The sequence below is a fragment of the Desulfohalobium retbaense DSM 5692 genome, assembly GCF_000024325.1.
Classification (GTDB): domain Bacteria; phylum Desulfobacterota; class Desulfovibrionia; order Desulfovibrionales; family Desulfohalobiaceae; genus Desulfohalobium; species Desulfohalobium retbaense.
In genome coordinates this window covers 2369354-2395093 of record NC_013223.1, presented here as the reverse complement: position 1 = coordinate 2395093, position 25740 = coordinate 2369354, and the positions used below count along the sequence as shown (strand labels likewise).

Sequence of the window (25740 nt, the reverse complement as noted above, 5' to 3'; positions counted from 1 at the left end):
GGGGAACTCTCCGGGGGCGGCATGGGGCCCAATCACTTTCAGCAATCACTATCCGTAAGGGGGAAAAATGCCATATGCTCAAGGAATCTGGCAGGATGTCAGTGCAATCCGCGACCGCCAACCATTGGTCGTCAATCTGACCAATACCGTGGTGACCAACACGACGGCCAACGCGTTGCTAGCCCTGGGGGGATCGCCAATCATGAGCGAAAGCCGTCTGGAGATCGACGAATTGTTGGCTCTGAGTCAGGCCCTGGTCTTGAATATTGGTACCCTGCATAGCCGTCAGATTGCCTTGATGCAAGAGGCGGCGCGCTCGGCCATGGAGCGTCAGGTCCCCGTGGTGCTGGATCCGGTGGGAGCTGGAGCGACCCGTTTGCGGACAGACACGGCATTGGCCCTGATCCAGCAGGCCCGCCCAGAGATCGTGCGCGGCAACGCCTCGGAAATTATGGCCCTGGCCGGTGAAAGCATCCAGAGCAGCGGCGTCGACAGCCGCCATCTTCCCGAAGAGGCTAAGGAAGCCGCCGCAGCCCTGGCCAGAGCGCATGCCTGCATTGTCTGCGTTTCCGGTGAAGAGGATGTGGTCACCAATGGCAAAGAACAGTGGTGTGTGCGCAACGGCCACGTGTTGATGAGCAAGGTCACTGGAACCGGGTGTGTCGCCACAGCGCTGATCGGCGGGTTTCGTGCGGTCAATGCGAGCGCTTTGACGGCCACAGTGAATGCTATGGGCCTGATGGGCGTGGCCGGAGAGATGGCAGGGAGTCAGGCTTCCGGACCGGGCACGTTCCAGGCCTCGTTTTTTGATGCCCTGTTTTCTCTTTCGGAGATCGACATCAGTGCGCAGCTGGATGTGGAGCGATTGGCATGAGTCTGGATTTGAGCCTGTATTTGGTGACCGACCGGGGAAGCTGCCAGGGACGGGACTTGATCGAGGTCGTCCTCCAGGCAGTGGCCGGTGGGGTCAGTGTGGTCCAGCTTCGGGAAAAACAGACCGAGACCAGGGAGTTTGTCGAACTGGCTCGGGCTCTACACGATTGCCTCCAGCACCGCGGCGTGCCGCTTTTCATCAACGACCGGGTCGATGTGGCCCTGGCTGTCGGGGCTGAAGGCGTTCATGTCGGTCAGGAGGACATGGATCCCCGGGACGTGCGTCGACTGGTCGGCTCCGGGATGTATGTCGGTCTTTCGGCGCAGACCGAAGCCCATATGCACATGGCCAAGCAGTTTCCTGTGGACTATATCGGTTTGGGGCCGATCGCCTCGACGCCAACCAAAGAAGATGCCGGTGCCCCATTGGGTATTGCTGGATTCGCTCGGCTACGTGCTCTCGTCTCCCTGCCGGTGGTGGCGATCGGAGCCGTGAACGCGGCCAATACCTCGGCGATTATCCACCAGGGAAACGCTGATGGTGTAGCGGTGGTTTCGGCCCTGTGCGCTGCAGCAGACCCGCGCGAAGCCGCGCGCGGACTCTATCGTCAGATTGTCGATGCCCGCTCCCAGAAAGACGGGTCTGGAGAAAAGTGAGGTATGTGTTGCAAAGATTGAGAATTTGTGACACAGGCTGAACACTGATACTGGCTGGGAGCACGTTGTGGCGGTCGAGTCCTGAGCAAAGGGGAGGCGTGTGCAGACCCAGGTGCTGATCATTGGTGGCGGTGCAACAGGCACAGGTCTCCTTCGGGATTTGGCCCTGCGCGGGGTTTCGTGTGTTCTGGTCGAACAAAGCGACTTGAATGCCGGCGCCTCCGGTGGCAATCACGGATTGTTGCACAGTGGGGGGCGTTACGTTGGCTCGGATCTGCAGGCCGCCAGGGAATGTTTTCAGGAGGGGCGACTGCTTAAAAAACTTGCCCCCCATTGTATTGAGGACACAGGGGGGCTGTTTGTAGCAGTTTCTGGCGATGCACTGGAATACGCTGCCACATTTCCCGATCTCTGTGCCCAGGCCGGTATCCCAATCCACTCCCTCACGCCCAAAGAAGCCCTGGAACGAGAACCCGCCTTACATCCCGATGTCCAAGCCGCTTACAGCGTCCCGGACGCCACCATCGATCCGTTTCAACTCTGCCTCGAAAATGTCGCGCACGCCAAGCAATTGGGTGCGCTTTTTTTTCGCCAGACACAGGTGGTGGGCGTCGACCTCGATGATAAAGCGATCAAGCGAGTCCGGCTTTGGGACCGCCGGGACAAGCAGAGCTGGTTCATAGAGGCCGAACAGGTCGTTAACGCTGCCGGGGCGTGGTCCGGCAAAGTTGCTGCCCTTGCGGGCCTTGGGGTCAGCGTGCGCTTTTCCAAAGGGACGCTGGCGGTGACCCAGCGGCGTGTCACCAGAGAGGTGGTGAACCGTCTCCGTCCCCCCAGTGACGGGGATATCGTTGTCCCCGGCGGAACGGTCTCCATCGTCGGGACCACCTCGGTGCGGATTGAGGACCTGGAGAGGATCGAACCAACCGTGGCCGAAGTCGATCTTGTTGTGGATGAGGCTGCGGCACTAGTGCCGTGTTTGGAACAGGAGCGCTTCATGCGCGCCTATGCCGGCGTCCGGCCGTTGCTTGACACCGGATCAGGCGGCTCGGACCGGACGGCCAGTCGCGGTTTCGCCCTTATCGACCACAGGAGGGACGGCCTGGACAACATGACCACCATCACCGGGGGCAAGCTGACCACTTTTCGTCTCATGGCCGAGCATACGGCTGACTTGGTTTGTGCCAAGCTCGGTGTCCAGGAGCCGTGCCGCACGGCAGAGGTCGCCTATCCCGAACCCGGGGCCGGGGCCTGGACGGAGCCGGCCCAAGCCCCGCGACACTGGATGGCCCGGAAAACAGAGGGAGATATCCTCCTGTGCGAATGCGAGATGGTGCCTCGGGAAGCCGTGCGCGAAGTCTGCAAGAGCATGCGCCGCCCTGATATTCAATCCATTGGACTGCGAAGCCGGATGGGCAAGGGGGCCTGCCAGGGTGGTTTTTGCAGTTTCCGGACCATGCTGTTTCTCGCGGACGAACAGGGTGTCGAACCAGACGAAGTTTTGCGGCAATTGCGCATCTTTCTCCAGGAGCGGTGGAAGGGGCAACAGACGGTATTGTGGGGAGCGCAAGAGGTGCAGGCCGAACTCAATGAAGCCATCCATTGCGGGTTGCTCGGGTTGGAAGGGGAGTCGGCATGAGTACCAACCGTTTCGATCTTCTCATTCTCGGCAACGGTCTGGCCGGCTGCGCCGCAGCTGTTTTTGCCGCCCGTGAGGGCTTGGCCACGGCAGTGGTCGGGGCCACAGATGGTGAACTTCTTTTCGCCAGTGGTCTGCTGGACGTGTTGGGGGTTTTTCCTCCGGAGGAAGGCCGGCAGTGGCCGAATCCTGAATTAGGGTGGCAGCGTCTTGTGCGACACCACCCCAACCATCCGTATGCCCTATCCGATTTTCAGAAGGCGGTGGAAGCTGTCGAGAGCCTGACTGATTTTCTGAGCAAGGCCGGGCTGCCGTATGCCGGATTTTCCCGGCGTAATTGCCGCGTGGTGACTCCGGCGGGGACAGTCAAGACGACGTTTCGCGTCCCACAGACCATGTGGCCGGGTGTGCAGTCCATGGAGCGCAAGCAACCGGCCCTTCTGGTCGATTTTCGCGGATTCAAGGAATACAGTTCGCATCACATGGCCGGGCGGCTTTGCTCCAGGTGGCCGACGGTGCGAGCGGCGCGGATCGAATTCCCTGGCACCTTACAGCGCAGCGAATTGTACGGACAGCATCTGGCCCATTCTCTAGAGGTGCCGGCTGTCCGGGAGGCTCTGGCCGCAGCGGTGCTGCCCCTTTGCGAAGGAGTTGAGGCGGTTGGTTTTCCGGCTGTGTTGGGCGTGCATGACAGTCCAGCGGTGTGCCGGGATCTCAGTGAGCGGCTCGGACGTCCAGTGTTTGAAACCCCGACTCTGCCGCCTTCTGTGCCCGGGTTGCGGCTCAAAGAGACGTTTTCCAGCGCGCTAGAGAGCTGCGGCGTGCAGATGATTCCCCATCACAGGGCGCAGAACGTTTCCGCCATCGAAGACGGGTATGAAGTCGTGGTGCAAGGGCAGGAGGGAGCGCAAACATTGCGGGCACGGGGAGTGGTCCTGGCCACCGGTCGGTTCGTCGGCGGTGGGTTGCGAGCGGAGCGCAAGCGAATCAGGGAAACACTACTGGATCTGCCAGTCATAGCCCCGTCTTCTCGCGCCCACTGGCACCGTTCGGAGATGCTTGATCTCAGAGGGCACCCCATTAACCGCTCCGGAGTGGCGGTCGATGCCGCGTGTCGCCCCTTGTCCGAAGCTGGAAGGCCCTGGGGAACACATGTCTACGCAGTGGGGTCGCTTTTGGCCTATCAGGATTGGATGCGAACAAAATCCGGTGCCGGTATGGCTATTACTACCGCCGCCCATGCGGTCAAACATTTCGCGCACACAGGATAACTGCCAGACGAAAAATTCCTTATAACGCAGGTCGTTCAATGTCTCCAATGGATGGCGCCAAAAATTTCAAGGTCGCCTCGTATTTGGTCGTACGTCCAAGTTTGAACATATTCAGCGTTGCTGTCATGAGGAGCTTTTCAGCAGTCTGTTCAAGGAAGCAGTCCGGTTCCCGTGACCCGTTTCCGAAATTGTTGCAGCCTGGATAAAGCGTCTGGGCGGCGCTGGGAGGTTTTCCATTCCGGCGCCCAATGCCGGAGTCGGTTGGTGCAAAGATTTTTCCGAATTCGAGTTTGACAAGCAACAGGGGCCAAGTGTGCGGTTTGCGATGGTGGTTTGAAGGAGAACTTCATGGGAATAGTGGTTGAGTCGGTATCGAAGTCCTTTAGCGGGACGTTCGCCTTGAAGGATGTCAGTGTCAGCATTGAAGACGGGCAATTCGTCACCTTTCTGGGGCCGCTGGGCGCTGGCAAGACGACATTGCTGCGGATCATGTGTGGTATTGACCGCCCGGATTCAGGACGGATCTATTATGACGGTCAGGACGTAACCGATGTTGCGGTTCAGAAACGGCCGGTAGCCATGGTCTACCAGCAGTTTGTCAATTACCCTTCCATGACCCTGTATGAAAATATTGCTTCGCCGTTGCGTGTCAGTCGGCGCAAATACTCGAAAGGGGAGATCGAAAAACGTGTCCATGAAAGTGCCGATCTGTTGGGGATCCGTCAGATCCTGGGCCACTATCCTGAAGAAGTCAGTGGCGGTCAGAAACAACGCGCTGCCATCGCCCGCGCTCTGACCAAGGACGCCAAGTTTATTTTTTTGGACGAACCGCTGGCCAATCTGGACTACAAGCTCAGAGAGGAGCTACGCGGGGAATTGAAGGAAATCCTGCGGCGCAAAGGGGGCGTGGTGGTTTATGCCACGCCTGAAGCTGTCGACGCCCTGTCCATGGCCTCCCATGTGGGGTATATCGAAAACGGGCAACTCTGGCAGTACGGGGCCCTCAAACACGTCTACCGGTATCCGCAATTCAAAGAGGTCGGGCGGTATTTCAGTTATCCGACGATGAATATTTTGCCGGGGACGGTCGAAAAATACGCCAAGGGGGCGGCACTTGTCCTCTCAGATGATTTGCGGGTGGATGTCTCCCGCATTGCCGATCAGTTGGACCAGGAGGTCTACCAGGTCGGTATCCGGGCCTATAATATCAGCACGAGCAAGGAACATGCGGAGATGGTTCCATTTCAGGCCGAAGTGGAGCTTTCGGAGGAGTTGGGGTCTGATACAGAACTCCACGTGCGCCACAACGGCCAAACCCTGGTCGTCTTGCTTCAGGAATTCGCCCGCCACGAGATCGGGCAAAAAGTGACGCTCTACCTGGACAGTACCCGCCTCTTTCTTTTTCATCCGCATACAAACGAACTGGTGCTCAAGACATTTCAGGAAACCACGGCGACGTCAGCGGCCCAGGAGGCATGAGGTATATGGCTAGAATCGTCCTCGAAAACGTTTCCCACACCTACGATACGAGCGACCGGCCGGATTCGGACAAGACCTTTGCCGTTCAGGGGTTGGACATCTGTTGGGACAATGGGACCGCAAATGCGTTGCTCGGCCCTTCGGGGTGCGGCAAGACGACGCTTTTGAATATCATTTCCGGCCTGTTGACCCCGTCGCAGGGCCGGGTCCTGATCGACGGCCGGGATGTGACCACCCAACAGCCCCGGGAGCGCAAGATCGCCCAGGTATTTCAGTTTCCGGTCGTGTATGACGCCATGAGCGTCTACGACAACCTCGCCTTTCCCCTGCGCAACGCCAAATATCCCCGGCAGGAGATTGATGCCAAAGTCCGGGAGGTGGCCGAGATCCTGGACCTGACAGATCTGCTCAAGGCCGCAGCTGCCAAGCTCAATCCCGCGGATAAACAAAAAATTTCCCTGGGGCGCGGAATCGTGCGCGAGGACACGGCCGCGATATTGCTCGACGAGCCGCTGACGGTCATCGACCCGAAACTCAAATGGTATTTGCGGCGCAAGCTCAAAGAGGTTCAGGAAGAACTCGGCAGGACGATGATTTATGTCACCCATGACCAGCATGAGGCGCTGACGTTTGCCGATCAGGTGACCGTCATCCGGGACGGGGTTCTGGTTCAAAACGGCACGCCCCAGGAACTTCACGATGAACCGCAGGATCCCTTCATCGGCTATTTTATCGGCAGTCCGGGGATGAATTTCTTTGAATGCCACCTGGAAGGGGAGCGCTTTGTCTGCCGCGACCAGCTGACATTTCCGGTGCCCCAAGCATGGCGGGATGTTGTGCGCGATCATCAGGGCGAGCAATTTGGTCTTGGTATCCGCCCCGAGTTCGTTCACGTCCATCAGGATGCGCAGCAAGGCGCCCCGTGCCAGGTTCAAGTCATCGAGGATACGGGGGCGTACCGGATTTTCACGCTCTGGCAGGGAGATATCCGGATCAAGGCTCGTGTCTCAGAGGCGGTGCGCCGTCAGGAGGGCGATGAGGTTGGTGTCACGTTCAGAGAGGATAAAATGAAACTTTTCCAAGGCGCGAAACGCATAATATGACGATTCGTTTCCGGACACCCGGCAGGGCCGCGGCTGTCAAAGGAAATCGGTTCAGGCTTTGTCAAAGGGCCGGGCGTCCCGCAAGGTTGCGGCGATGAGAGCGGCTCGTTTCACACACGACGACGTATGGGGCAGGGCATGAAGAACAGGGCGTGGCTCTTTCTGGTTCCAGCACTGGTTTTGATGGCCATCAGCGCGTTTATTCCGCTGATGACCGTCATCAATTACTCACTTCACTATATTTTTGCCGGTTCAGCGCCGACCTTCGTGGGGTTTGAGAATTATGCCGAGGTCTTGCAGGACCCGGCCTTTCAAGGCGCCCTGGTCCGGCAGCTTGTTTTCAGCTCTCTGGTTTTGCTGGTGGAGGTCCCCCTGGGGGTCATGGTGGCTTTGGCCATGCCCAAGAGGGGCCCGTGGGTCGCGGTCTGTCTGGTCCTGTTAGGCATCCCCCTGCTGATCCCGTTCAATGTGGTCGGGATCATCGCCAGGTTGTTCACCCAGGCCTCCATCGGTGTTATCCCGGCCCTGTGTGAACTGGTCGGTTACAATTTCAATGTGGCCCTGGATCCTATTGATGCATCCCTGACGGTGTTCTTGATCGATGTCTGGCATTGGACCCCGCTGGTGGTGCTGTTGTGTTACGCTGGCCTGCAGGCCATCCCCGACGCCTACTATCAGGCCGCTCAAATCGATGGGGCCTCGACCTGGCAGACATTCCGGTATGTGACCCTGCCCAAGCTCCGCCCCGTATTGATTATAGGTGTGCTGCTCAGATTTATGGATTCCTTTAAGATCTATGCCGAGCCCCTGCTCTTGACCGGCGGCGGGCCAGGGAGTTCGACGACGTTTTTGAGCCTGCACGTGGCCCGGAAGGCCGAATCGTATGAACTCGGCTACGCCGGTGCGTCATCTATTATTTATCTGTTTATCGTCATTGTTCTCAGTTTTATTTTCTTCCAACTCATGAGCAATATCGGCAAAGGGGAGCAGAAATGAAGAAACGGACATTAGGCCTGCTCGCGTACTTCATCATTTTGGCTGTCCCCATATACTGGATGATCAATACCTCATTGAAGACAGATAACGAAATTCTCAAACAGCTCACTTTTTGGCCCAAAGATCCGACACTGAAAAATTATATCGAGATATTTACATCCTCAATCTGGCGCAACAGTTTTTTTAACTCCATTGTCTATGTCTGCTTGAATGTCCTTATCACCCTTGTCGCGGCTGTGCCTGGGGCATATGCCTTTTCCAGATGGAAATTCAGAGGTGATCATCATCTGTTTTTCTGGCTTCTGACCAATCGTATGGCTCCTGCCGCCGTATTTATGGTTCCGTTTACGGAACTCTACTACACCATGCATATTTATGACACACATTGGGCGGTGGCCCTGGCGCACTGTCTGTTCAACATCCCTCTGGCCATCTGGATCCTGGAAGGGTTCATGGCCGGGATTCCGCGTGAAATTGATGAGACGGCTTTTATCGATGGTTATAGTTTCGGCCGTTTTTTTCGCAAGGTCTTCTTTCCGTTGATTGCCCCAGGTATAGGTGTCGCGGCCTTCTTGTGCTTCACCTTTTCCTGGATTGAGCTCATTTTGGCCAAGGCGCTGACGGTCACGGAAGCCAAACCGGTGGTGGTCACGTTGACGGTGGGGATTGGGGCGGAAGGTGTCCGCTGGGGACTGCTGGCCGCGGCTGGGGTCTTGACCATGGTCCCCGGGGCTATCGTGGTCTATTTTGTCCGCAACTATCTGGCAAAAGGCTTTGCCTTGGGAAGGGTCTGATCCATGCTGCACTGGTTTCAGGATTTCACCTCGTGGATGTATTGGACATTGCCGAGCGTTTTGGGAATTGGCGGTCTTTTTGCGGCCATCGGGGTCATGACGGTCTGGGATGTGCTCTCGCCCTCAGTGGCCCGGAAGGGGTTTCTTCCCATCACCACCACGCGTGGGGACCGGTTTTTTATCGGCATCATCTCCACGATCGCTATTTTTCTGATTTGGCTCGCCTTTTTGGGGCAGACGCAATTGTGGGCCCCGTTGGGTATTTCCATTGTCTGGTTTGCGATCGAAGGGATCTGGGGCTGAAAGGCCGCTTCAGAGCGCGGCACGAAGTGATTTGATGGTTTTTTTTGGCTGACAGGCACCGGAAACGACGCGACCAGCAATCCAGCACCGGGGACGGTGGTGGGGAACTCAAGCAATGATGGATTTCTGGGGATAAAGAGTTCAACCATGAGCGAAGGAGGGATCGAATCGGTTGAGGCAATGTTGGAAGGCATTTCGCGAATGAACTCGTAGCCAAGGAGCAGGTCATGGTATGCAAACGTCGGGTGGGTTTGGCCGTTCAACTGGTCATTGCCCTAGCTTTGTTGGTCCCCGCCTCCGCAGGGGCCCAGGATACCATTGGAAAGTGGGTCGACGTCTTTCAACCCTCGGTGCTGAACCAAAAGCAGCAACGCCAGGAATTGGAATGGTTCAAACAGGCGGCCGAGCCGATGCAGGGCCTGGAAATCAAATCCGTGGCCGAAGGCATCACCACCCATAAATGGGAGGCCAAGGTCTTGGCCCAGGCCTTTTATGAAATCACCGGCATCAAGGTCACCCATGACATCATTGGCGAAGGTGAGGTTGTCGACCGGGTCCAGCGCCAGATCCAGACCCAACGGAAGATTTACGATATCTACGTCAACGATGCTGATTTGATCGGTACCCATCTCCGCCTCGACAGTGCCCTGAACCTCAGCGACTACATGAAAGGTGAAGGCGCTGAGGTCACTAACCCCATGCTGGATCTGGACGATTTCCTGAACCCGGAATTCGGCCAGGATTATGACGGCAACCAACTCCAATTGCCGGACCAGCAATTCGCCAACCTGTATTGGTTTCGCTACGACTGGTTCACCGACCCGAAGTACAAAAAAGAGTTCCAGGATGAATACGGCTATGAACTCGGCGTGCCCGTGAACTGGGCTGCCTATGAGGACATTGCCGAGTTCTTCACCGGCAAGACCATCGATGGACAGACCGTGTATGGCCATATGGATTATGGCAAGAAATCCCCGTCTTTGGGCTGGCGGTTTACCGACGCTTGGCTGTCTATTGCCGGTGTCGGAGATAAAGGGCTGCCCAACGGGTACCCCGTGGATGAATGGGGCATCCGGGTCGACGGCAAAACCCCTGTGGGGGCCAGTGTTGAGCGTGGTGGTGCGGCCAATAGTCCGGCCGCGGTCTACGCGACGACCAAGTATGTCGAATGGCTCAAGAAGTACGCTCCCCCCTACGCCGCTTCCATGACCTGGTCTGAAGCAGGGCCAACCCCTGCCCGCGGCAATGTGGCGCAGCGGGTTTTCCAGTACATCACCTGGCTCTCCGACCCGGCCTTCAATTCACCGGACAGCCCGGTCACAGACGCTACCGGCAAGCCGGTCTGGCGTGTGGCCCCGACACCGCACGGCAAATACTGGGATGAAGGAATGAAGGTTGGCTATCAGGATGCCGGCAGTTGGACGATCCTGAAGGACAGTGTGACAGGAAAGTACCGCAAGGCCGCTTGGCTGTGGGCCCAATTCTGCGTGTCCAAGTCGGTGTGTCTGAAGAAATTCCTCGTGGGTCGCACCCCCATCCGGAAATCCACGGTTTTTTCCGATTACCTGGCCAAGGAAGAGGAAAAAGGGACGTACGGCGGAATCGTGACCTTCTACAAGTCCCCGGTGGAGCATATGTGGACCGACTCCGGGCCGAATGTGCCCCATTATCCGCTTCTGGCCGAGCAGTGGTGGAAAAATGTCGCCCTGGCCGTTACCGGTGAAGCCACACCCCAGGAAGCGATGGACAGTTTGGCCTATAAAATGGACGACCTGATGGGGAAAATGCGGCTCAACCAGTATTCTCCGAAACTCAATCCCAAAAAGTCCCGGGAATATTGGCTTTCCCAGCCCGGCTCACCCAAGCCGGTCCGCTCCGAAGAAGAGCCGGAAACCATGCCCTATGACGAAATGCTGAAGAAATGGAAGAACCAATAGGCAGAGAGATCTGACGCGTTCGCTTGCGAAGCGCAGACACAAGCGACCCCGGTTCCGGGTATCCGGGACCGGGGTCGCCTGGTTTGAGACCCGGAGCAGGAAGGAAGAGAGGTATGCCGCAATATATCGGTGCCGTGGACCAAGGAACGACCAGCAGTCGATTCATCATTTTTGACAAAGCCGGGCGTATCGTCGGCCAGGATCAAAAGGAACACCAGCAGATTTTTCCCCAACCCGGCTGGGTGGAACACGACCCCATGGAAATCTGGGACAACACCCAGGAGGTTATCCGCGGAGCTTTGACCAAGGCAGGGATATCCGGAAAGGAACTGGCGGCCATTGGGATCACCAACCAGCGAGAGACCACGGTGGTCTGGGACCGCAATACCGGCAAGCCGTTTTTCAACGCCGTGGTCTGGCAATGCGCCAGGACCTACGACATCTGCAAGGAATTGATCCGAGAGGGGGGGCAAGACCGGTTTCGCGAAACCACCGGACTGCCGGTGGCGACTTATTTTTCCGGCCCGAAGATCAAATGGATTCTGGACCAGGTCCCTGAGGCCAGACGAGCTGCCGAGGCGGGGGACGCTCTGTTCGGGACCATGGAGACCTGGATTATCTGGTGGCTGACCGGCGGCCCGAAAGGCGGGGCCCATGTCACGGATGTGACCAACGCCAGCCGGACCATGCTCATGGATCTGCAGACCCTGCAGTGGGACGATTCCATCTTGAAGGTGCTGGGCATCCCCAGACAAGGCCTGCCGCGGATTGTCCCCTCCAGCGATGATCGCTCCTGGGGACCGACCTCGGAGAGCGGTCCCCTCGGTGCCCGGGTCCCGGTGTGCGGAGCGGTTGGGGACCAACAGGCCGCCCTGGTCGGGCAGACCTGTTTCGAGCCCGGGGAGGCCAAGAACACCTACGGCACCGGCTGTTTTCTCCTGCTGCACACCGGACATGAACCGATTCCTTCCAGGCACGGCCTGATCACAACCTTGGCCTATCAGTTCAGCGGCCGGCAACCGTCGTACTGTCTGGAAGGCTCGATCGCCATCGCCGGGGCTCTTGTGCAGTGGGTGCGCGACAATCTGGGGATGATCCAGGACGCTTCTCAGATCGAGGAATTGGCCACCCAGGTCGAAGACACGGGGGGCGTTTATGTCGTGCCTGCCTTTTCCGGACTGTTTGCCCCCTATTGGCGTCCAGACGCCCGCGGTGTCATTACAGGGCTGACACGCTACGCCAATAAGCACCATTTGGCCCGGGCCGTTCTGGAGGCCACAGCCTATCAGACCAAGGACATTGTCGAAGCCATGGACAAGGATTCCGGCGTGACCCTCAAACGGTTGAAGGTGGACGGCGGCATGGTCCAGAACGAGTTGCTGATGCAGTTCCAGTCCGACATCCTCGATGTGCCGGTGATCCGTCCGCAGGTCGCTGAGACGACCTGTCTCGGCGCTGCCTATGCCGCAGGCATTGCTTCCGGGTTCTGGTCCGGCCGTGAGGAATTGCGCAACAATTGGGTGGAGGACAAGCGGTGGGAGCCCGCCATGGAAGCCGGCCACCGGGCCAAGCTCTATGCCGGATGGGGGAAGGCGGTCGAGAGGACCTTGAACTGGATTGACGACGATTAACTCTCTTTGCCGGCCACGCAACAGGAAACCACGGTACAGCGGCCGGTTGGAGAAACATTCTTGAGGGCCGTGCTATGGAGCAGTTGGACAAAGAGATCCGTGCCGCAGCTGTCTCGGAAACGGCAGTGCTGCGCATCCTTCCCGAGCAAAGCGGTTCAGAAATAGCCGCTCGCACTGGGGTCAGCCTTCACGATGTTGAGGGCGCGGCCCTGGAACTGGATATCTTGCCGCAGCGGTACCGCCGCAATTGGGCGGCTCTCCAGGTAGCGGAACAGCTCCTGCTCCATCGCAGCACTGTTGCCCTGGCAGGCCTTGGCGGGCTGGGCGGCTATGTCCTGGAATTGCTGGCCCGCTGCGGGGTTGGCTCAATCCGTGGAGTGGATGGCGATATTTTTGAGTCCAGCAACTTGAACCGCCAACTCCTTTCTGGACAATCGACTCTGGGACAAGCCAAAGCCGAGGCAGCTGCGCTGCGGGTCGAAGAGATCAACCCGGCTGTCGCCTTTTCAGCTACATTGGCCACGCTCGACCAGGACGGGTTTTTGCAGTGGCTTGAGGGGAGCGACCTGGTGATCGATGCCCTGGGCGGGACACGTGTGCGCCTGGCCTTGCACCGGGCTGCGGCCGAACTCGGCCTGACTGTGGTCAGTGCCGCTGTGGCCGGGGCAACCGGGGTTGTGGCTACAATCGCTCCGGGCGATGCGGGGCTGCGGGCGTTATGGACGGATGAGCAAGGGGCTGAAGAGGATATGGGGTGTTTGCCCCATGGGGTGGCTGTGTTGGCTGGAATGCAAAGCGCCGAGGCGGTCAATATCCTTACCGGGCACGGGGCGGCGCTCCAAGGGTTCATGGGAGCGCTGGATCTCAACGATTTCAGCTGGGAACGCATGGAAATCGGCTGAAGCGGCTCGCTTTGACAATGGGCCCGGCAAGCAGCAGCCGTAGCCCTGTTCCCTTTTTTTTCCTGGGCACGAAATGGAACCAGACCAAACGGGCCGGCATGTGCATCATGCCGGCCCGTTTGGTCTGGCCTTGCCCGGAGTGCAAACGAACAATCTGTCCTTTCGGGGGGCTATCGTTATTTCTGCGCGGGGTCGTTCTCCCCATTGGGCTCGGCTTTGAGCCGTTCCTCATTGTCGATGGCTTCGTGGAGTTTGATCAACTCTTCGAAACGGATATCGCCGCCGAGGATGGCCGTGATGTCGTCGTTTTTGTCCAGGACCGGAGCGGAAATCGTCAGGCACAGCTTCCCGGAAAACATGGAACGGTAGAAATCAGTAATGTGCATTTCCCCGGTGTTCATCGGTTGCTGGAACCATTCCCGATCCGAGAAATTCTGGTCAACGAGTTTGTTGCGGTACAGGGTCTTGTCTTCCGGATGGCTGACCTGCCAAGTGATGAGATTGCCCTGGGTGTCGGTCAGATAGATGTACTGGAAGAAGGGGTAGTGCTCCAAAAAGGAGTTCATGCGGGCTGCCACGGATCGCGAGCCCAGGCTCCGGATATTCGAGTCCATTGCCAAGCGATAAAAGATCTTCGTGGCCAGATTCTGGGCCATTTCTTTGAGGTGATCGAATTCCGAAGATTCAAGTTCGGGGAGATACCGTTTGACCAGACCGTGCATTTCTTCGTGAGAAAACGAGGTCGTCCGGCCTTGTTCGTAGGCTTCCATGATCTTCTTATGGATTTTGCCAACGGCCGGATGGCTTTTGCTGACCTGTTTTTCTTTGGGCAATTCCAGGTTGTGGTTGATCCAATACGCGACCCCGGCCCGCCCGGTCTTGTCGGTGATAATGATCGGCACGCTGCGGCCGAGGATGTGGCGGGTGTCGAAAATATTGTAGATCTCTTCGTTTTTGGCCAATCCGTCGACATGGATTCCGGCGCTGGTGGCGTTGAAGTCCCGCCCGACAAAGGGGTAGTTGGGTGGGATGGCGTAATCGAGTTCTTTTTCGAAGTAGTCGGCGATTTCAGCGATACTCGGGGTGTAGGCCACATCGTCGTCGCCGGTCAGAGAAATGTATTCCAGGACCAAAGCCTCGACAGGGGCATTGCCTGTCCGCTCTCCAAACCCAAGAAGGGTTCCATTGGCGCCGGAACATCCATAGAGCCAGGCGGTGACCGCGTTAATCAATCCCTTATGGAAATCATTGTGCCCGTGCCATTCCAGCCATTGCCCAGGTACCTCAGCCTCATCGGTAAAGGCCCTGACGATTTTGGCTACGCTGCGGGGCAGGGCGGCACCAGGATAAGGCACGCCGTAGCCCATGGTGTCGCAGAGGCGGATCTTGACCGGGAGGCCGCTTTGCTTGGAGAGGTCCATCAGCTTGCGGGCAAAGGGGAGGCAAAAGCCGTAGATGTCCGCGCGAGTGATGTCTTCAAAGTGGCAGCGAGGAGTGATGCCCATCTCCAAGGCTTTTTCAATGACCTCAAGGTAATCCTGCATGGCCTGGGCGCGGTCTTTGCCGAGTTTGAGATAGATGTGGTAATCGGAGACCGATGTGAGCATACCGGTCTCCTTGATCCCCATGGACCGGACCAGTTTGAGGTCATCCGTGTTGGCCCTGATCCAGGCGGTGATCTCCGGAAAGGTATAGGATTTGGCCAGACAGGTCTCTACAGCCCGGCGGTCTTTTTGGGAGTAGAGAAAAAATTCGCATTGCCTGATCAGACCGCTGTACCCGCCGAGTTTATGGAGCATGTCGTAAATCCGGCTGATCTGGGCCACGGAGTAGGGCGGGCGAGCCTGCTGCCCGTCCCGAAAGGTGGTATCGGTGATAAACATGGGTTCGGCTGGCCGGTGCATGACAAAGGTGTCGTCAAAGCTTGTCCGGCTGACCCGTTTATACGGATAGAGATCCCGAAAGAGTTCGGGCTCAGATCTGTTCTTCATTTCCAAAGCCGGGGTAGGGCGTTTGAGGTGGAGAAATTTCGAAGTCATTGTGTCCGATCTCCTTATCGAATCAAGTTCACGGGGAATCGATTGAGGTGCCGGTCCTGGTCCGAAGAGCAAGAGGAATGAAATGCCCGTTTGCCTCTGCTCGGGAATTGCCACGCTCTGCGAGAACGGACAAGGAAAGGCAGCGTACCAGTGCTTGTGGGGGGAAGGGCCGGATTCCGTTTCGAGGCAAGGGGTATTTCAACTCTCATCAATCAGGGCGCCAGCTCTTCACAGTGGTTGCTGGGCGTTTGGGTATTTATGGCCTCTGCCCCGGCCCAGAAAAACGCACGAGAATTGTGGTCAGTGAAGCTCTTCGGGGACCTGCGCGGCTGGCAGAAAGCGCATGGAGCAGTATGAAGTGAAAGGGCTGTACGTGTCGTTCCCCGCCAGAATGTTCCCGGGCCGAGCAAAGGAAAAGACCCCGGTTGACGCGATGTCGACCGGGGTCTTGTTCAGGCGCGTCTGGTACGACTTCTAGAAGCCCCAGCCGAGTTCGCTGCGCATGTCTGCCGGTACATTGGCGTCGCGCGGGGGCAGATATGGTTTAGGGGCCCCGGCTTGGCGGCGGCTTTCAGTGAGTTGGTTCTTGGAGAAATCACGGGGGATCGAAAAGACCTGGTTGGGATAGATCAGGTCAGGATCCTGGATCTGATCCCGGTTGGCTTTATAGATAAGGGGCCACATAAAGGGATCGTTGTAGATTTGCTTGTATTCGGCAATCCACCACAGACATTCCCCTTTTTCGACCTTGTGCTGGGTCGGCAACGAGGCGTATTTGTCCGCGTACAATTCCATGGGGGTGGGCGCAGGCGGTTCCGGTTCGCTGATTGTCACTTCCTGCTTGGGTTCCGGCTCTTGAGGTTGCTGCACCTCTTTTTCCGGTTCAGGTTGGCTCGGGGTAGAGGTGACTTTTTTTGAGGCACATCCGACACTGAAAATAACAAGTACAAGCAAAATGGCCCAGATAGATCTTTTCATTTTTCGCCTCTCCTTCCTCGATGGTGTGAACCAGTCCATTCGGCACTTTTGGGCGCCGGACGGAGGTTAAATGCTAGAACCGTAACTGCCCTTGTTGTTTAGCAACAAATTGTTTCTCTTGCAAGGCGGCTGAATTCTCCGGATTGATCTGCAGGGCCTTGTCCAGAGCGCGAGCGGCATTTTCGAACCAGCCGCCCTGTCGAAGGCTTTGGGAAGCCAAAATATACATTTTTTCAGGTGCTTGTGGGTAAAGGCTGTCCAAGAGGGCCGCGAGTTCTTCCTGGCTATATATGGAGTGGATCAAATCTTTGCGGTCATACAACAAGCGCGCCAAGAGCTTGTTGTCCCTGTGCAACACAAGAAACAACCGAAACATGCGGCGACAGCGGACAAGAATGAACCGAATCCGGGAAACTTCACGGGAGATGCTTTCCCGGGTCTGATCAACAATGGCCAGCAATTCCTGGCTTAAAGCGAGTTCTTCGGAGGAGACCTCCCGGCATTGCTGGATCTGTTGAAACCAGGGTCCGTAATTTTGCTGCTGGTAGGCATCTTCCTTGAGCTTGATGGATTCGTGGAAGATATATCCAATCGCCCAGTCCAGAAATTGGCAAATGGTTATCGGTGACGGGTAGTTGCGAAAAAGAAGATGGGCGGTGTCCTTGAGCCGCCAGAGCAGACCTTTATTCGTCTCTTCGCCCAGCAGGTCGCGCATGAAGACAAAATCGACGGCCCCGGTCTGTTCGTAGTTTTGGAATTCTTGATCAAAATAAAAGTGGATCTGGCAAAAATCCCGAAAGACATCACGAACAAATTCTTCTCGCTTGCTCCGGATCCAGGCTTTGGACATGCTCTCTCCTTATTGGACTCGGTTTCGAGCCCCATTCGTGGCACTTGTCAAGAAGTGCCCGCGAGCGAGAGGCTTGTCAACGAAGACTTTCCAAGCTACACGGTGGCTGCTTGCGCGAAAGTTCTCAAGCGCCCGGCAAGCGATACCCGTCAATGCATGCGAGAAGCTCCTGAATTCAGCGTATTGCCGGGATAAATGTGAATTTATAATGGGATGGTCGTTGACTTTGTCAAAAGAGGTGTGCTAGCACGGCTCACGTCTTGTGAATGAATGCACGAAGGGCTTTACCCGGTTGGACTCATGGTCTTTAAGAAAATATTCAAGATAGATGACAAAGACTATATAAACAATCTCGGCCGGGCGAGCATGATGGGCATCCATCTGGTCAGCGGTACAGTCGTCGGGCTGGTCATCGGGATTTATCTGGATAAGTGGCTGGGAATCAAGCCGTGGATGACACTGATTTTTTTGCTCTTTGGGATAGCTGCGGGATTCAAGAACATGCTCTGGGAATTCCGGAAAATTCAAAAGCAGGGCACGCCCCGCGATGACAACAAAGATCAATCGTCGCATTGAGGGGTGGCTGTTTCGGCGGGGATTTGCCGAGCCGGAAGTACGGGAGTTGGTGCGTAATCAGCTCTATGTGGCCGGCTTGATGAGCGTGGTTCTCCTCCTGGTAGCCCAAGGGGAACGTTGGGCAATAGATTTTGCCATCGGCGCTGGGCTCATCACGGCCAATTTCTACTTTTTGGCCCGGTTTATCGCTGAGCTGGTGCGCATGCAAAAAGGGGCGGTGACAGCGCTGTTAAGCGGTTTTTATATCCGTCTCGGGGCCCTGGCGGGGATCCTTTTCGTGCTCATTGTTTTTGCTCAAGCTTCAATACCGGCCCTTTTGGCCGGCTTGTCCACAGCCGTGGTCAATATACTTCTCTGGGGTGCTGGAAAAATGGTAGGACGCGTAAGATAAGGAGGCGTAAGCGAGATGGCTGCAAACATGCATCCGGTGGTGATTGTAGATGCCTTTGAGGCGGTGGGCATCCACATTCCGCACCACATTGTCTACTCCTGGATCGCCATGGCCGTGTTGATTGGAATGGGGTGGCTGGCGACACGCAATCTCTCTCTCGTTCCGGGGAGGGTGCAAAACTTTTTTGAGACCCTCATCGGCGGGCTCGAAGATTTTGTCGTCGAAAATATGGGGGAGCCAGGGAGAAAAGTCTTTCCCGTCCTGGCGACGCTGTTCATCTACATTCTGGTTTGTAATTTGATGGGCCTTATTCCAGGGACGGACGCCTCGACGGCGAATATCAACAACAACGCTGCGATGGCGGTTTTCGTCTTCTTTTATTACAACTATTGGGGCTTTAAGCTTCATGGGGTTGGGTACATCAAGCATTTTATGGGGCCAGTTCTGGCGCTTGCTCCGCTGATGTTTATCATTGAAATCATCAGTCACTTGTCTCGCCCCTTGTCACTGGCAGTCCGGCTTTTTGGGAATATCAAGGGTGAAGAACTCGTTCTGTTGCTTCTGTTCTTCTTGTTGCCTGTGATTTCCACGCTGCCCATTTATTTTCTCTTTATCCTGGTTAAAAGTATCCAGGCTTTTATCTTCTTCATGCTGAGTATGGTTTATCTGAAAGGTGCTTTTGAAGAAGCCCACTAATGGGGAAATGGCTTTTGGCCACAATAATCATATGTAAGGAGGACGAAGAAAAATGCGTAAATTTCTCCTGACCGCTCTGAACACGGTTGCTTTGGTTGCCATCGCCGGCGCTGCTTTCGCAGCAGAAGCTACTCCGGAAGTTATTTCCATGACTTCCATGGCCACCGCCATTGGTATGGCTATCGCCGCCGCCGGTTGCGGTGTTGCCCAGGGCCTTGGCCTGAAGGCCGCTTGTGAAGGAACCGCCCGCAACCCCGAAGCTAGCGGGAAGATCACTGTGACCATGCTGGTCGGCTTGGCCATGATCGAGTCCTTGGCGATTTACGCCCTGGTCGTGAACTTGATCCTGCTCTTCGCCAACCCCTTCCTGTAGGTCGCGGTGTAGCAGAATTGTTAAGGGGGCTGTCCCGCAGCCCCCTTTCCCATCCACGTGATTGTGAAATTTAGAGCAAATGGGCAAATCGATTAAAAGCGAACATATCCCTCGGGCCACCATCCAGCGGCTTGCCGTCTACGTTCAGGTCTTGGAGAATTTTCTTCAGGAAAAGCAAAACGTGGTTTCTTCGGAGGGGCTGGCCAAAGCCTGCGGGGTGAATCCTTCTCAGATCCGAAAAGATCTTGCGTACTTCGGCGAATTCGGCGTCCGAGGGGTGGGGTATTATGTCCAGGATCTGCTGACCGCTATCCGCCAGTCTTTGGGTATTGACCGGACCTGGAATGTCGCTCTGGTAGGGGTGGGCAATTTGGGACGTTCGCTTTTGCGCTACAGCGTGTTCCGCAAGCGTGGCTTTATCATCGTCGGTGCCTTTGATTGTGACCCGTTCAAGATCGGTGAGGTTGTTGCTGGCCTGGAAGTTATCTGTTCCCGACGTCTGAGCGAGAAAGTGCAGGAGTTGGGAATTGAAATCGGCATCATCACCACACCAGCGGAGCGCGCTCAACGGGCAGCCAACTATTTGACCGAAGCAGGGGTGAAGGGCATTGTCAATTTCGCCCCGGCTCGACTTTCTGTTCCCTCGAGCGTGGCTGTCGAATATGTGGACTTTGTCCACCACCTCTTTTCCGTTGCCTTTAATATAAGCTACCAGCAATCGCGCAACCGGTAGCCTCTTCCCGTCTCTTCTCCCTTTCTTTTTTTTATACTTAGCCGCTATTCCGGGTGGTTACGAAGTGCTTGCCAAAAAGGCGAACAGTGGCTAAATTGTAATATTTCCATGTCGCGTATTTTGGGGCAGCGCGCGCCCATCCCTAGTAAATCATGTTTGTCTTGATACGGAGGACACGATGAAAGACGGCATCCATCCCAAGGTGCATCAGGCTAAGATCACCTGCTCGTGCGGCTTTGAGGTCGAGGCCCAGTCCACATGGGGCGAAGAAATCCAGGTGGAAATTTGCTCCCATTGCCATCCCTTTTATACCGGAAAGCAGCGGTTTGTGGATACGGCGGGTCGAATCGACCGTTTTCGCAAGAAATACGCCCAGTTCGAAAATGCCAAGAAGCAAAAATAACAACAAGACCCCGTCTCGGGCGGGGTCTTTTTTTTCAAATCCCACTGAGCCTGCCGTGTGTCTCAAGTGGGGTGACGAGGATAGGGACCGCAATGTTTGCCAAGTTGGATAGCATTGAAGAGCGTTACGCCGAAATCGAACAGGAACTGAGTTCGAGCGATGTCCTGCAGGATCAGCAACGCTATGCGGAGCTGGCCAAGGCCCACGCCGACCTCGGGGAGATTATTTCCGTTTATCGGGAGTACAAGGAAGTGCTCACCGGTATTGAGGAAAATCAGGACGTCCTGTCCGACGGGGATCAGGAGTTGCGCGAGCTCGCCAAAGAGGAGCTGAGCGCTTTGGAAACCCGTCAGGAGGAACTCCACGCCCGGTTGCAAAAGCTCTTGCTGCCAAAGGACCCCATGGATGACAAGAATATCATTCTGGAAATCCGGGCTGGAACCGGCGGTGAAGAGGCGGCGCTGTTTGTTGCTGATCTGCTCCGCATGTATACTCGGTACGCGGAAACCATGCACTGGAAAGTTGAACTCATGAATTCCCATCCGACTGGATCCGGGGGGATGAAGGAAGTCATCGCATCGATTTCTGGGGCCTCGGTGTACAGTCGATTGAAATATGAGTCCGGTGTTCACCGTGTCCAGCGTGTCCCGAGTACCGAGTCTCAGGGGCGGATCCATACCTCGGCGGTAACAGTGGCCATTTTGCCGGAAGCTGAGGAAGTCGATGTGGAGATCGATCCTTCAGAATTGCGAATTGATTACTTTCGAGCCTCAGGCCCCGGCGGGCAAAGTGTGAACACCACTGATTCTGCGGTGCGCATCACCCATATCCCTTCTGGTGTGGTCGTCTCCTGCCAGGATGAGAAATCCCAGCACAAGAATAAGGCCAAGGCCATGAAGGTCCTTCGGTCACGGATTCTGAAGGCCAAACAGGAAGAGGCCAAAAAGGAACTCGACGCTAGCAGGCGATCCCAGGTCGGCAGTGGTGATCGGTCTGAACGCATCCGGACCTACAATTTTCCCCAAGGGCGGATTACAGACCATCGCATCAATTTGACCCTCTACAGCCTGGAAAATGTGCTGGCCGGCAATATGGACGAGGTCATCGAACCCTTGGTCCAGCATGACCAGGCTGAAGCCCTTCGCGCGCAGGCCGAAGAATAATCCCGCCTTTGAACGACTCCATCTTTTCCGAAATATTATGCCAGCCGGGCCCCCTTAGCGCCGTCCTTCGGGCCGCGACAGGGATATTGCGCCAAGCAGGGATCGACTCGGCCCGTCTTGACGCTGAAATTCTCGTCGCTGATGCCCTGAGCGTGTCCCGGCTTGAGTTGTATCTGCAACACGACCGCTGGATCCAGGCAGAGGAACTGCGACGCATTGCCATTCGGCTTGAGCGCCGGTCCAAGTTTGAGCCCGTGGCCTATATCGTGGGGTGTAAAGAATTTTACGGTCTGGATTTTCATGTTCGTCCCGGGGTACTCATCCCTCGCCCGGAAACGGAGACGATCATCGATGCCGTCCGAGAGTGGTTCACTCCTGAATCGATTTTCAGATTCGCCGACACCTGTACTGGCAGCGGGATCCTCGGGGTGGTTCTAGCCACGTATTTTCCCCGAAGCCAAGGGGTGCTCATCGATATAAGCGATGAGGCCCTCGCCATAGCCCGCTCGAATGTTCAGTTGCACGGCCTGAAGCAGCGTCTTCTCGCAGTGCAGGGAGACCTGCTCCATCCAACCGCCCGGAACCAGCTGGACCTCGTGGTGGCCAACCCGCCCTATCTGGCCCCCCGGGAAGTGGAGGAAACCATGCCGGACGTCCGCTTGCACGAGCCCCGCCTCGCGCTTGAAGGGGGAGATACAGGCTGCCTTTTCCTCCAACGACTTGTGGAGCAGGCCCAAAGGGCGCTCAAGCCGGGCGGGATGGTCTGTGTCGAAATGGGGTGGCAGCAGGAGCAGTGGGTTCAGGGGCAATTCCATGGTCCGGCATGGGAACGAACGGCAGTACTCAAGGATCTCGCGGGACACGACCGGGTCGTTGTTGCCCACCGCTCAAAGTGTCAAAGAACAACATAGTTGTTGTGTCAAAGGGACATCTTTTGAATTCTTGAGCGGTAACATTTTGAAATCCAATAGAAAAAACAGTCTCCACAGCGTGGAATGATTTTTGCTTATCCGCGAGTGGAGGTGGATTATGCAACAACATACAATCGAAAAGGCAGTCAGCTGTACCGGCATTGGCTTGCACAGTGGGCGACGGGTTTCTCTGCGGCTCAATCCTGCCGCCGAAGACACGGGCGTCGTGTTTGCTGTCAATACCGGAGATGGAGCACGTTTTTTGAATCTCCATCCTGACGCTGTCCAAGGGACAGGGCTGGCCACCACCTTGGGACAGGGTGATGTCCGGGTCGCTACAGTCGAGCACCTCATGGCCGCAATTCGGGCCATGGGCATAGATAATATCCTGGTTGAGGTCGACGGGGGGGAAGTTCCCATTATGGATGGCAGTGCCGCTTCCTTCGTCATGCTCTTGCGTGACGCTGGGCTGCGCCAGCAACGCAAGCCACAGAAAATCTGGGCCGTCAAACGCCGCGTCAGTGTGGAAGAGGACGGCCGGTGGATTGTGGGCGAGCCCTTTCCCGGATTTTGTGTCGACTACACCATTGATTTTGATCATCCGCTTGTCGGGGTCCAAACCCGGCGTTTTCATCTTGCCCCAGAGGATTTTGAGCGTTCCGTGGCCCGGGCCCGGACCTTCGGGTTCTTGCATGAGGTCGAGAAGTTGCAAAAGCACAACTTGGCCCTGGGCGGGTCGCTGGACAACGCCATTGTCTTGGACGAGTATGGGGTTGTAAATCCGGAGGGGCTTCGGTTCGTTGACGAGTTCGTTCGCCACAAGATTCTGGATTTCGTCGGTGACATGGCGCTTCTCGACGGCCAATTGTGGGGCAAATTCACCGTACATTGTTCCGGACACGCTTTGAATAACGCCTTTTTGCGCCATATTTACGAGAACCGTGCTCAGTGTCTGGAGCGCTGGGAAGCCAAGCCCCAGACCGAACAGCGACTCCCAGGGAGGGAGTGGCTGGGTCAGGAAGTCCCCGCCGATATGTAGAAACTCATCCATGTTTTTCGGGACCTGCGGGCCCAGAGGGTGGCAAACCGGGGCGCCAACGGAGCGCTCCGGTTTTTTTTTATGCCCGCCTCTGGACCGCAGAACCTGAGATTGCTGGCTTGTTTTCGAGGGCATTTACTGGCAGGACAGCAGAGCTGCTCTGAGGCGGCTATCCCGGGAAAAAGAAGTCAGAGCTGTTTTCAAGCCCAATTCGCCAATCAGGCTTTGTGAATATGAACAGCTTTTTCAGGGCTTTAAATAAAAATTTATATTTTTTGGGATAAAGGGGTTGCGTTCGCGGCAAACTCTTTATATAACCCCTCCCTCGTTGCTGGCGTAGCTCAATTGGCAGAGCAGCTGACTTGTAATCAGCAGGTTGCGGGTTCGAGTCCCATCGCCAGCTCCAGATTTCCCCTCACCTGGAGGAGTGCCCGAGTGGCCAAAGGGAGCAGACTGTAAATCTGCCGGCGTAAGCCTTCGAAGGTTCAAATCCTTCCTCCTCCACCAGATTGCATAGTAGGAGACGACTCACGTCGTCAGTGACTACTTAAGATATTGCGGGAATAGCTCAATTGGCTAGAGCATCAGCCTTCCAAGCTGAGGGTTGCGGGTTCGAGTCCCGTTTCCCGCTCCAACGGCCCGCCCGTAAAGGCCCACGTAGCTCAGCAGGTGGAGCACATCCTTGGTAAGGATGAGGTCACCGGTTCAAGTCCGGTCGTGGGCTCCATTCCCATCTTAAGTAGTCGCATTTTCATTTTTACCATATAACTCCAAGTCCGAGACGAGTTCCAAGGGGGTAACGTATGGGCAAGGCGAAATTTGAGCGTTCGAAGCCGCACGTTAATATCGGCACGATCGGCCACATTGACCACGGCAAGACGACATTGACGGCGGCGATCACCCGCCAGATCCATTTGAAGGGCGGCGTGTCCGACTATGTGCCTTTCGATCAGATCGACAAGGCGCCTGAAGAGAAGGAACGCGGCATCACCATCGCCACGGCGCACGTGGAGTACGAGACTGGACCCCGGCACTACGCCCACGTGGACTGCCCGGGTCACGCCGACTACATCAAGAACATGATCACTGGTGCGGCCCAGATGGACGGCGCGATCCTGGTTGTCGCCGCTACTGACGGCCCGATGCCGCAGACTCGTGAGCACATCCTGCTGGCGCGTCAGGTCGGTGTCCCGAGCCTGGTGGTGTTTTTGAACAAGGTCGACCTGGTTGACGACGAAGAGCTGTTGGAACTCGTTGAACTGGAAGTGCGTGAGCTGCTTTCGAGCTACGACTATCCCGGCGACGATATTCCGGTCATCTCCGGTAGCGCCTTGAAAGCTCTGGAAAGCGACGATCCGAACAGCGAAGATGCCAAGCCGATTTTCGATCTGCTCGACGCTGTGGATGAGTACGTTGCCGAGCCCGAGCGCGACATCGAAAAGCCGTTTTTGATGCCCATCGAGGACGTGTTCTCGATCTCCGGCCGCGGAACGGTTGTCACCGGCCGTGTGGAACGTGGTGTGATCAAGGTCGGCGAAGAAGTCGAGATGGTGGGCATGAAGGATACGACCAAGACGGTCGTCACCGGCGTGGAAATGTTCCGCAAGATGTTGGACCAGGGCGAAGCCGGGGACAATATTGGGGCGTTGCTGCGTGGTGTGAAGCGCGAAGATGTTGAGCGCGGCCAGGTTCTGGCACGTCCGAAATCGATCACGCCGCACCGCCGTTTCAAGGCCGAAGTCTACGTATTGAATAAGGAAGAAGGCGGCCGCCACACCCCGTTTTTCTCCGGGTACCGTCCGCAGTTCTATTTCCGGACCACGGACGTGACCGGTGTGGTGACCCTGGCCGAAGGCGTTGAGATGGTCATGCCCGGCGATAACGCGACGTTTGATGTCGAATTGATCGTGCCGATCGCCATGGAACTGGGACTGCGCTTCGCCATCCGCGAAGGCGGCCGTACAGTGGGCGCCGGCGTTGTATCCGAAATTGTGGAGTAGGTC

The 25740-nt window shown here is 56.5% G+C and carries 25 protein-coding genes and 4 tRNA genes; 26 read left to right on the top strand and 3 right to left on the bottom strand.

Annotated elements, in window-relative coordinates:
- The first annotated feature begins 67 nt into the window (after positions 1–67).
- The 12 genes from thiM to DRET_RS10470 all read left to right on the top strand — a co-directional run bounded on the left by thiM (position 68) and on the right by DRET_RS10470 (position 13585).
- Positions 68–874: a hydroxyethylthiazole kinase gene (gene thiM, locus DRET_RS10525; protein WP_015752529.1), complete on the top strand. Its 807-nt coding sequence runs from the start codon at positions 68–70 to the stop codon at positions 872–874.
- On the top strand, positions 871–1530 hold the full coding sequence (gene thiE, locus DRET_RS10520) for a thiamine phosphate synthase (protein ID WP_015752528.1): 660 nt from the start codon (positions 871–873) through the stop codon (positions 1528–1530). The genes thiM and thiE overlap by 4 nt, the downstream gene beginning before the upstream one ends.
- Before the next feature lie 100 nt (positions 1531–1630).
- Positions 1631–3169: an anaerobic glycerol-3-phosphate dehydrogenase subunit GlpA gene (gene glpA, locus DRET_RS10515; protein WP_015752527.1), complete on the top strand. Its 1539-nt coding sequence runs from the start codon at positions 1631–1633 to the stop codon at positions 3167–3169.
- Positions 3166–4440: a glycerol-3-phosphate dehydrogenase subunit GlpB gene (gene glpB / locus DRET_RS10510; RefSeq protein WP_015752526.1), complete on the top strand. Its 1275-nt coding sequence runs from the start codon at positions 3166–3168 to the stop codon at positions 4438–4440. The genes glpA and glpB overlap by 4 nt, the downstream gene beginning before the upstream one ends.
- 348 nt (positions 4441–4788) lie before the next feature.
- Positions 4789–5919, top strand: coding sequence for an ABC transporter ATP-binding protein (locus DRET_RS10505; protein WP_015752525.1), 1131 nt, complete (start codon positions 4789–4791; stop codon positions 5917–5919).
- A gap of 5 nt (positions 5920–5924) precedes the next feature.
- Positions 5925–7022: an ABC transporter ATP-binding protein gene (locus DRET_RS10500; RefSeq protein WP_015752524.1), complete on the top strand. Its 1098-nt coding sequence runs from the start codon at positions 5925–5927 to the stop codon at positions 7020–7022.
- A gap of 138 nt (positions 7023–7160) precedes the next feature.
- Positions 7161–8018, top strand: a complete 858-nt coding sequence (locus tag DRET_RS10495) for a carbohydrate ABC transporter permease (protein ID WP_148214055.1) — start codon at positions 7161–7163, stop codon at positions 8016–8018.
- Positions 8015–8812: a carbohydrate ABC transporter permease gene (locus DRET_RS10490; RefSeq protein ID WP_015752522.1), complete on the top strand. Its 798-nt coding sequence runs from the start codon at positions 8015–8017 to the stop codon at positions 8810–8812. The genes DRET_RS10495 and DRET_RS10490 overlap by 4 nt, the downstream gene beginning before the upstream one ends.
- Positions 8813–8815: 3 nt before the next feature.
- Complete coding sequence (locus tag DRET_RS10485) at positions 8816–9115, top strand: DUF2160 domain-containing protein (RefSeq protein WP_015752521.1); 300 nt, start codon at positions 8816–8818, stop codon at positions 9113–9115.
- A 227-nt stretch (positions 9116–9342) separates the two neighbouring features.
- Positions 9343–11052 (top strand): ABC transporter substrate-binding protein, encoded by a 1710-nt coding sequence (locus DRET_RS10480; protein WP_015752520.1) that lies wholly within the window; start codon positions 9343–9345, stop codon positions 11050–11052.
- A 113-nt stretch (positions 11053–11165) separates the two neighbouring features.
- Positions 11166–12683 carry a glycerol kinase GlpK gene (gene glpK, locus DRET_RS10475; RefSeq protein WP_015752519.1) on the top strand — a complete coding sequence of 506 codons (1518 nt, stop codon included), beginning with the start codon at positions 11166–11168 and terminating at the stop codon, positions 12681–12683.
- 74 nt (positions 12684–12757) lie between these two features.
- Positions 12758–13585 (top strand): HesA/MoeB/ThiF family protein, encoded by an 828-nt coding sequence (locus tag DRET_RS10470; RefSeq protein ID WP_015752518.1) that lies wholly within the window; start codon positions 12758–12760, stop codon positions 13583–13585.
- A 176-nt stretch (positions 13586–13761) separates the two neighbouring features.
- Here DRET_RS10470 and DRET_RS10465 read toward each other — a convergent pair whose 3' ends face one another.
- The 3 genes from DRET_RS10465 to DRET_RS10450 all read right to left on the bottom strand — a co-directional run bounded on the left by DRET_RS10465 (position 13762) and on the right by DRET_RS10450 (position 17452).
- Entirely contained in the window at positions 13762–15624 is a 1863-nt protein-coding gene (locus DRET_RS10465) for a triose-phosphate isomerase (RefSeq protein WP_015752517.1), read from the bottom strand.
- A gap of 474 nt (positions 15625–16098) precedes the next feature.
- The gene (locus DRET_RS10455) at positions 16099–16602 is read right to left on the bottom strand and encodes a LysM peptidoglycan-binding domain-containing protein (RefSeq protein WP_015752516.1); all 504 of its coding nucleotides are present in this window, start codon (positions 16600–16602) and stop codon (positions 16099–16101) included.
- Positions 16603–16675: 73 nt separating this feature from the next.
- On the bottom strand, positions 16676–17452 hold the full coding sequence (locus DRET_RS10450; protein WP_015752515.1) for a tetratricopeptide repeat protein: 777 nt from the start codon (positions 17450–17452) through the stop codon (positions 16676–16678).
- Between the two features lie 270 nt (positions 17453–17722).
- On the opposite strand from DRET_RS10450, the gene DRET_RS10445 reads away from it, so the two are divergent.
- From DRET_RS10445 to tuf, 14 genes are all read left to right on the top strand, one after another.
- Entirely contained in the window at positions 17723–18028 is a 306-nt protein-coding gene (locus tag DRET_RS10445) for an AtpZ/AtpI family protein (RefSeq protein WP_015752514.1), read from the top strand.
- Positions 18000–18419, top strand: a complete 420-nt coding sequence (locus DRET_RS10440) for an ATP synthase subunit I (protein ID WP_015752513.1) — start codon at positions 18000–18002, stop codon at positions 18417–18419. Before DRET_RS10445 ends, DRET_RS10440 begins: the two co-directional genes overlap by 29 nt.
- Before the next feature lie 15 nt (positions 18420–18434).
- Positions 18435–19115 (top strand): F0F1 ATP synthase subunit A, encoded by a 681-nt coding sequence (gene atpB, locus DRET_RS10435; RefSeq protein ID WP_015752512.1) that lies wholly within the window; start codon positions 18435–18437, stop codon positions 19113–19115.
- 52 nt (positions 19116–19167) lie between these two features.
- A complete protein-coding gene (gene atpE, locus DRET_RS10430; RefSeq protein ID WP_015752511.1) occupies positions 19168–19488 on the top strand; it encodes an ATP synthase F0 subunit C in 321 nt (106 codons plus the stop codon).
- Between the two features lie 79 nt (positions 19489–19567).
- On the top strand, positions 19568–20221 hold the full coding sequence (locus DRET_RS10425; RefSeq protein ID WP_015752510.1) for a redox-sensing transcriptional repressor Rex: 654 nt from the start codon (positions 19568–19570) through the stop codon (positions 20219–20221).
- Positions 20222–20399: 178 nt separating this feature from the next.
- Positions 20400–20624 carry a 50S ribosomal protein L31 gene (gene rpmE, locus DRET_RS10420; protein ID WP_015752509.1) on the top strand — a complete coding sequence of 75 codons (225 nt, stop codon included), beginning with the start codon at positions 20400–20402 and terminating at the stop codon, positions 20622–20624.
- A 92-nt stretch (positions 20625–20716) separates the two neighbouring features.
- Positions 20717–21787: a peptide chain release factor 1 gene (gene prfA / locus DRET_RS10415; RefSeq protein WP_015752508.1), complete on the top strand. Its 1071-nt coding sequence runs from the start codon at positions 20717–20719 to the stop codon at positions 21785–21787.
- Between the two features lie 8 nt (positions 21788–21795).
- Positions 21796–22698: a peptide chain release factor N(5)-glutamine methyltransferase gene (gene prmC / locus DRET_RS10410; protein WP_015752507.1), complete on the top strand. Its 903-nt coding sequence runs from the start codon at positions 21796–21798 to the stop codon at positions 22696–22698.
- Between the two features lie 118 nt (positions 22699–22816).
- Positions 22817–23737 carry a UDP-3-O-acyl-N-acetylglucosamine deacetylase gene (lpxC, locus tag DRET_RS10405; protein WP_015752506.1) on the top strand — a complete coding sequence of 307 codons (921 nt, stop codon included), beginning with the start codon at positions 22817–22819 and terminating at the stop codon, positions 23735–23737.
- Positions 23738–24067: 330 nt separating this feature from the next.
- Positions 24068–24143, top strand: a tRNA-Thr gene (locus DRET_RS10400).
- A 15-nt stretch (positions 24144–24158) separates the two neighbouring features.
- Positions 24159–24244: transfer RNA gene (locus DRET_RS10395), tRNA-Tyr, on the top strand.
- A gap of 50 nt (positions 24245–24294) precedes the next feature.
- A tRNA-Gly gene (locus DRET_RS10390) sits at positions 24295–24371 on the top strand.
- Between the two features lie 17 nt (positions 24372–24388).
- Positions 24389–24464: transfer RNA gene (locus tag DRET_RS10385), tRNA-Thr, on the top strand.
- Positions 24465–24540: 76 nt separating this feature from the next.
- Entirely contained in the window at positions 24541–25737 is a 1197-nt protein-coding gene (tuf, locus tag DRET_RS10380) for an elongation factor Tu (RefSeq protein WP_015752493.1), read from the top strand.
- Positions 25738–25740: the final 3 nt, after the last annotated feature.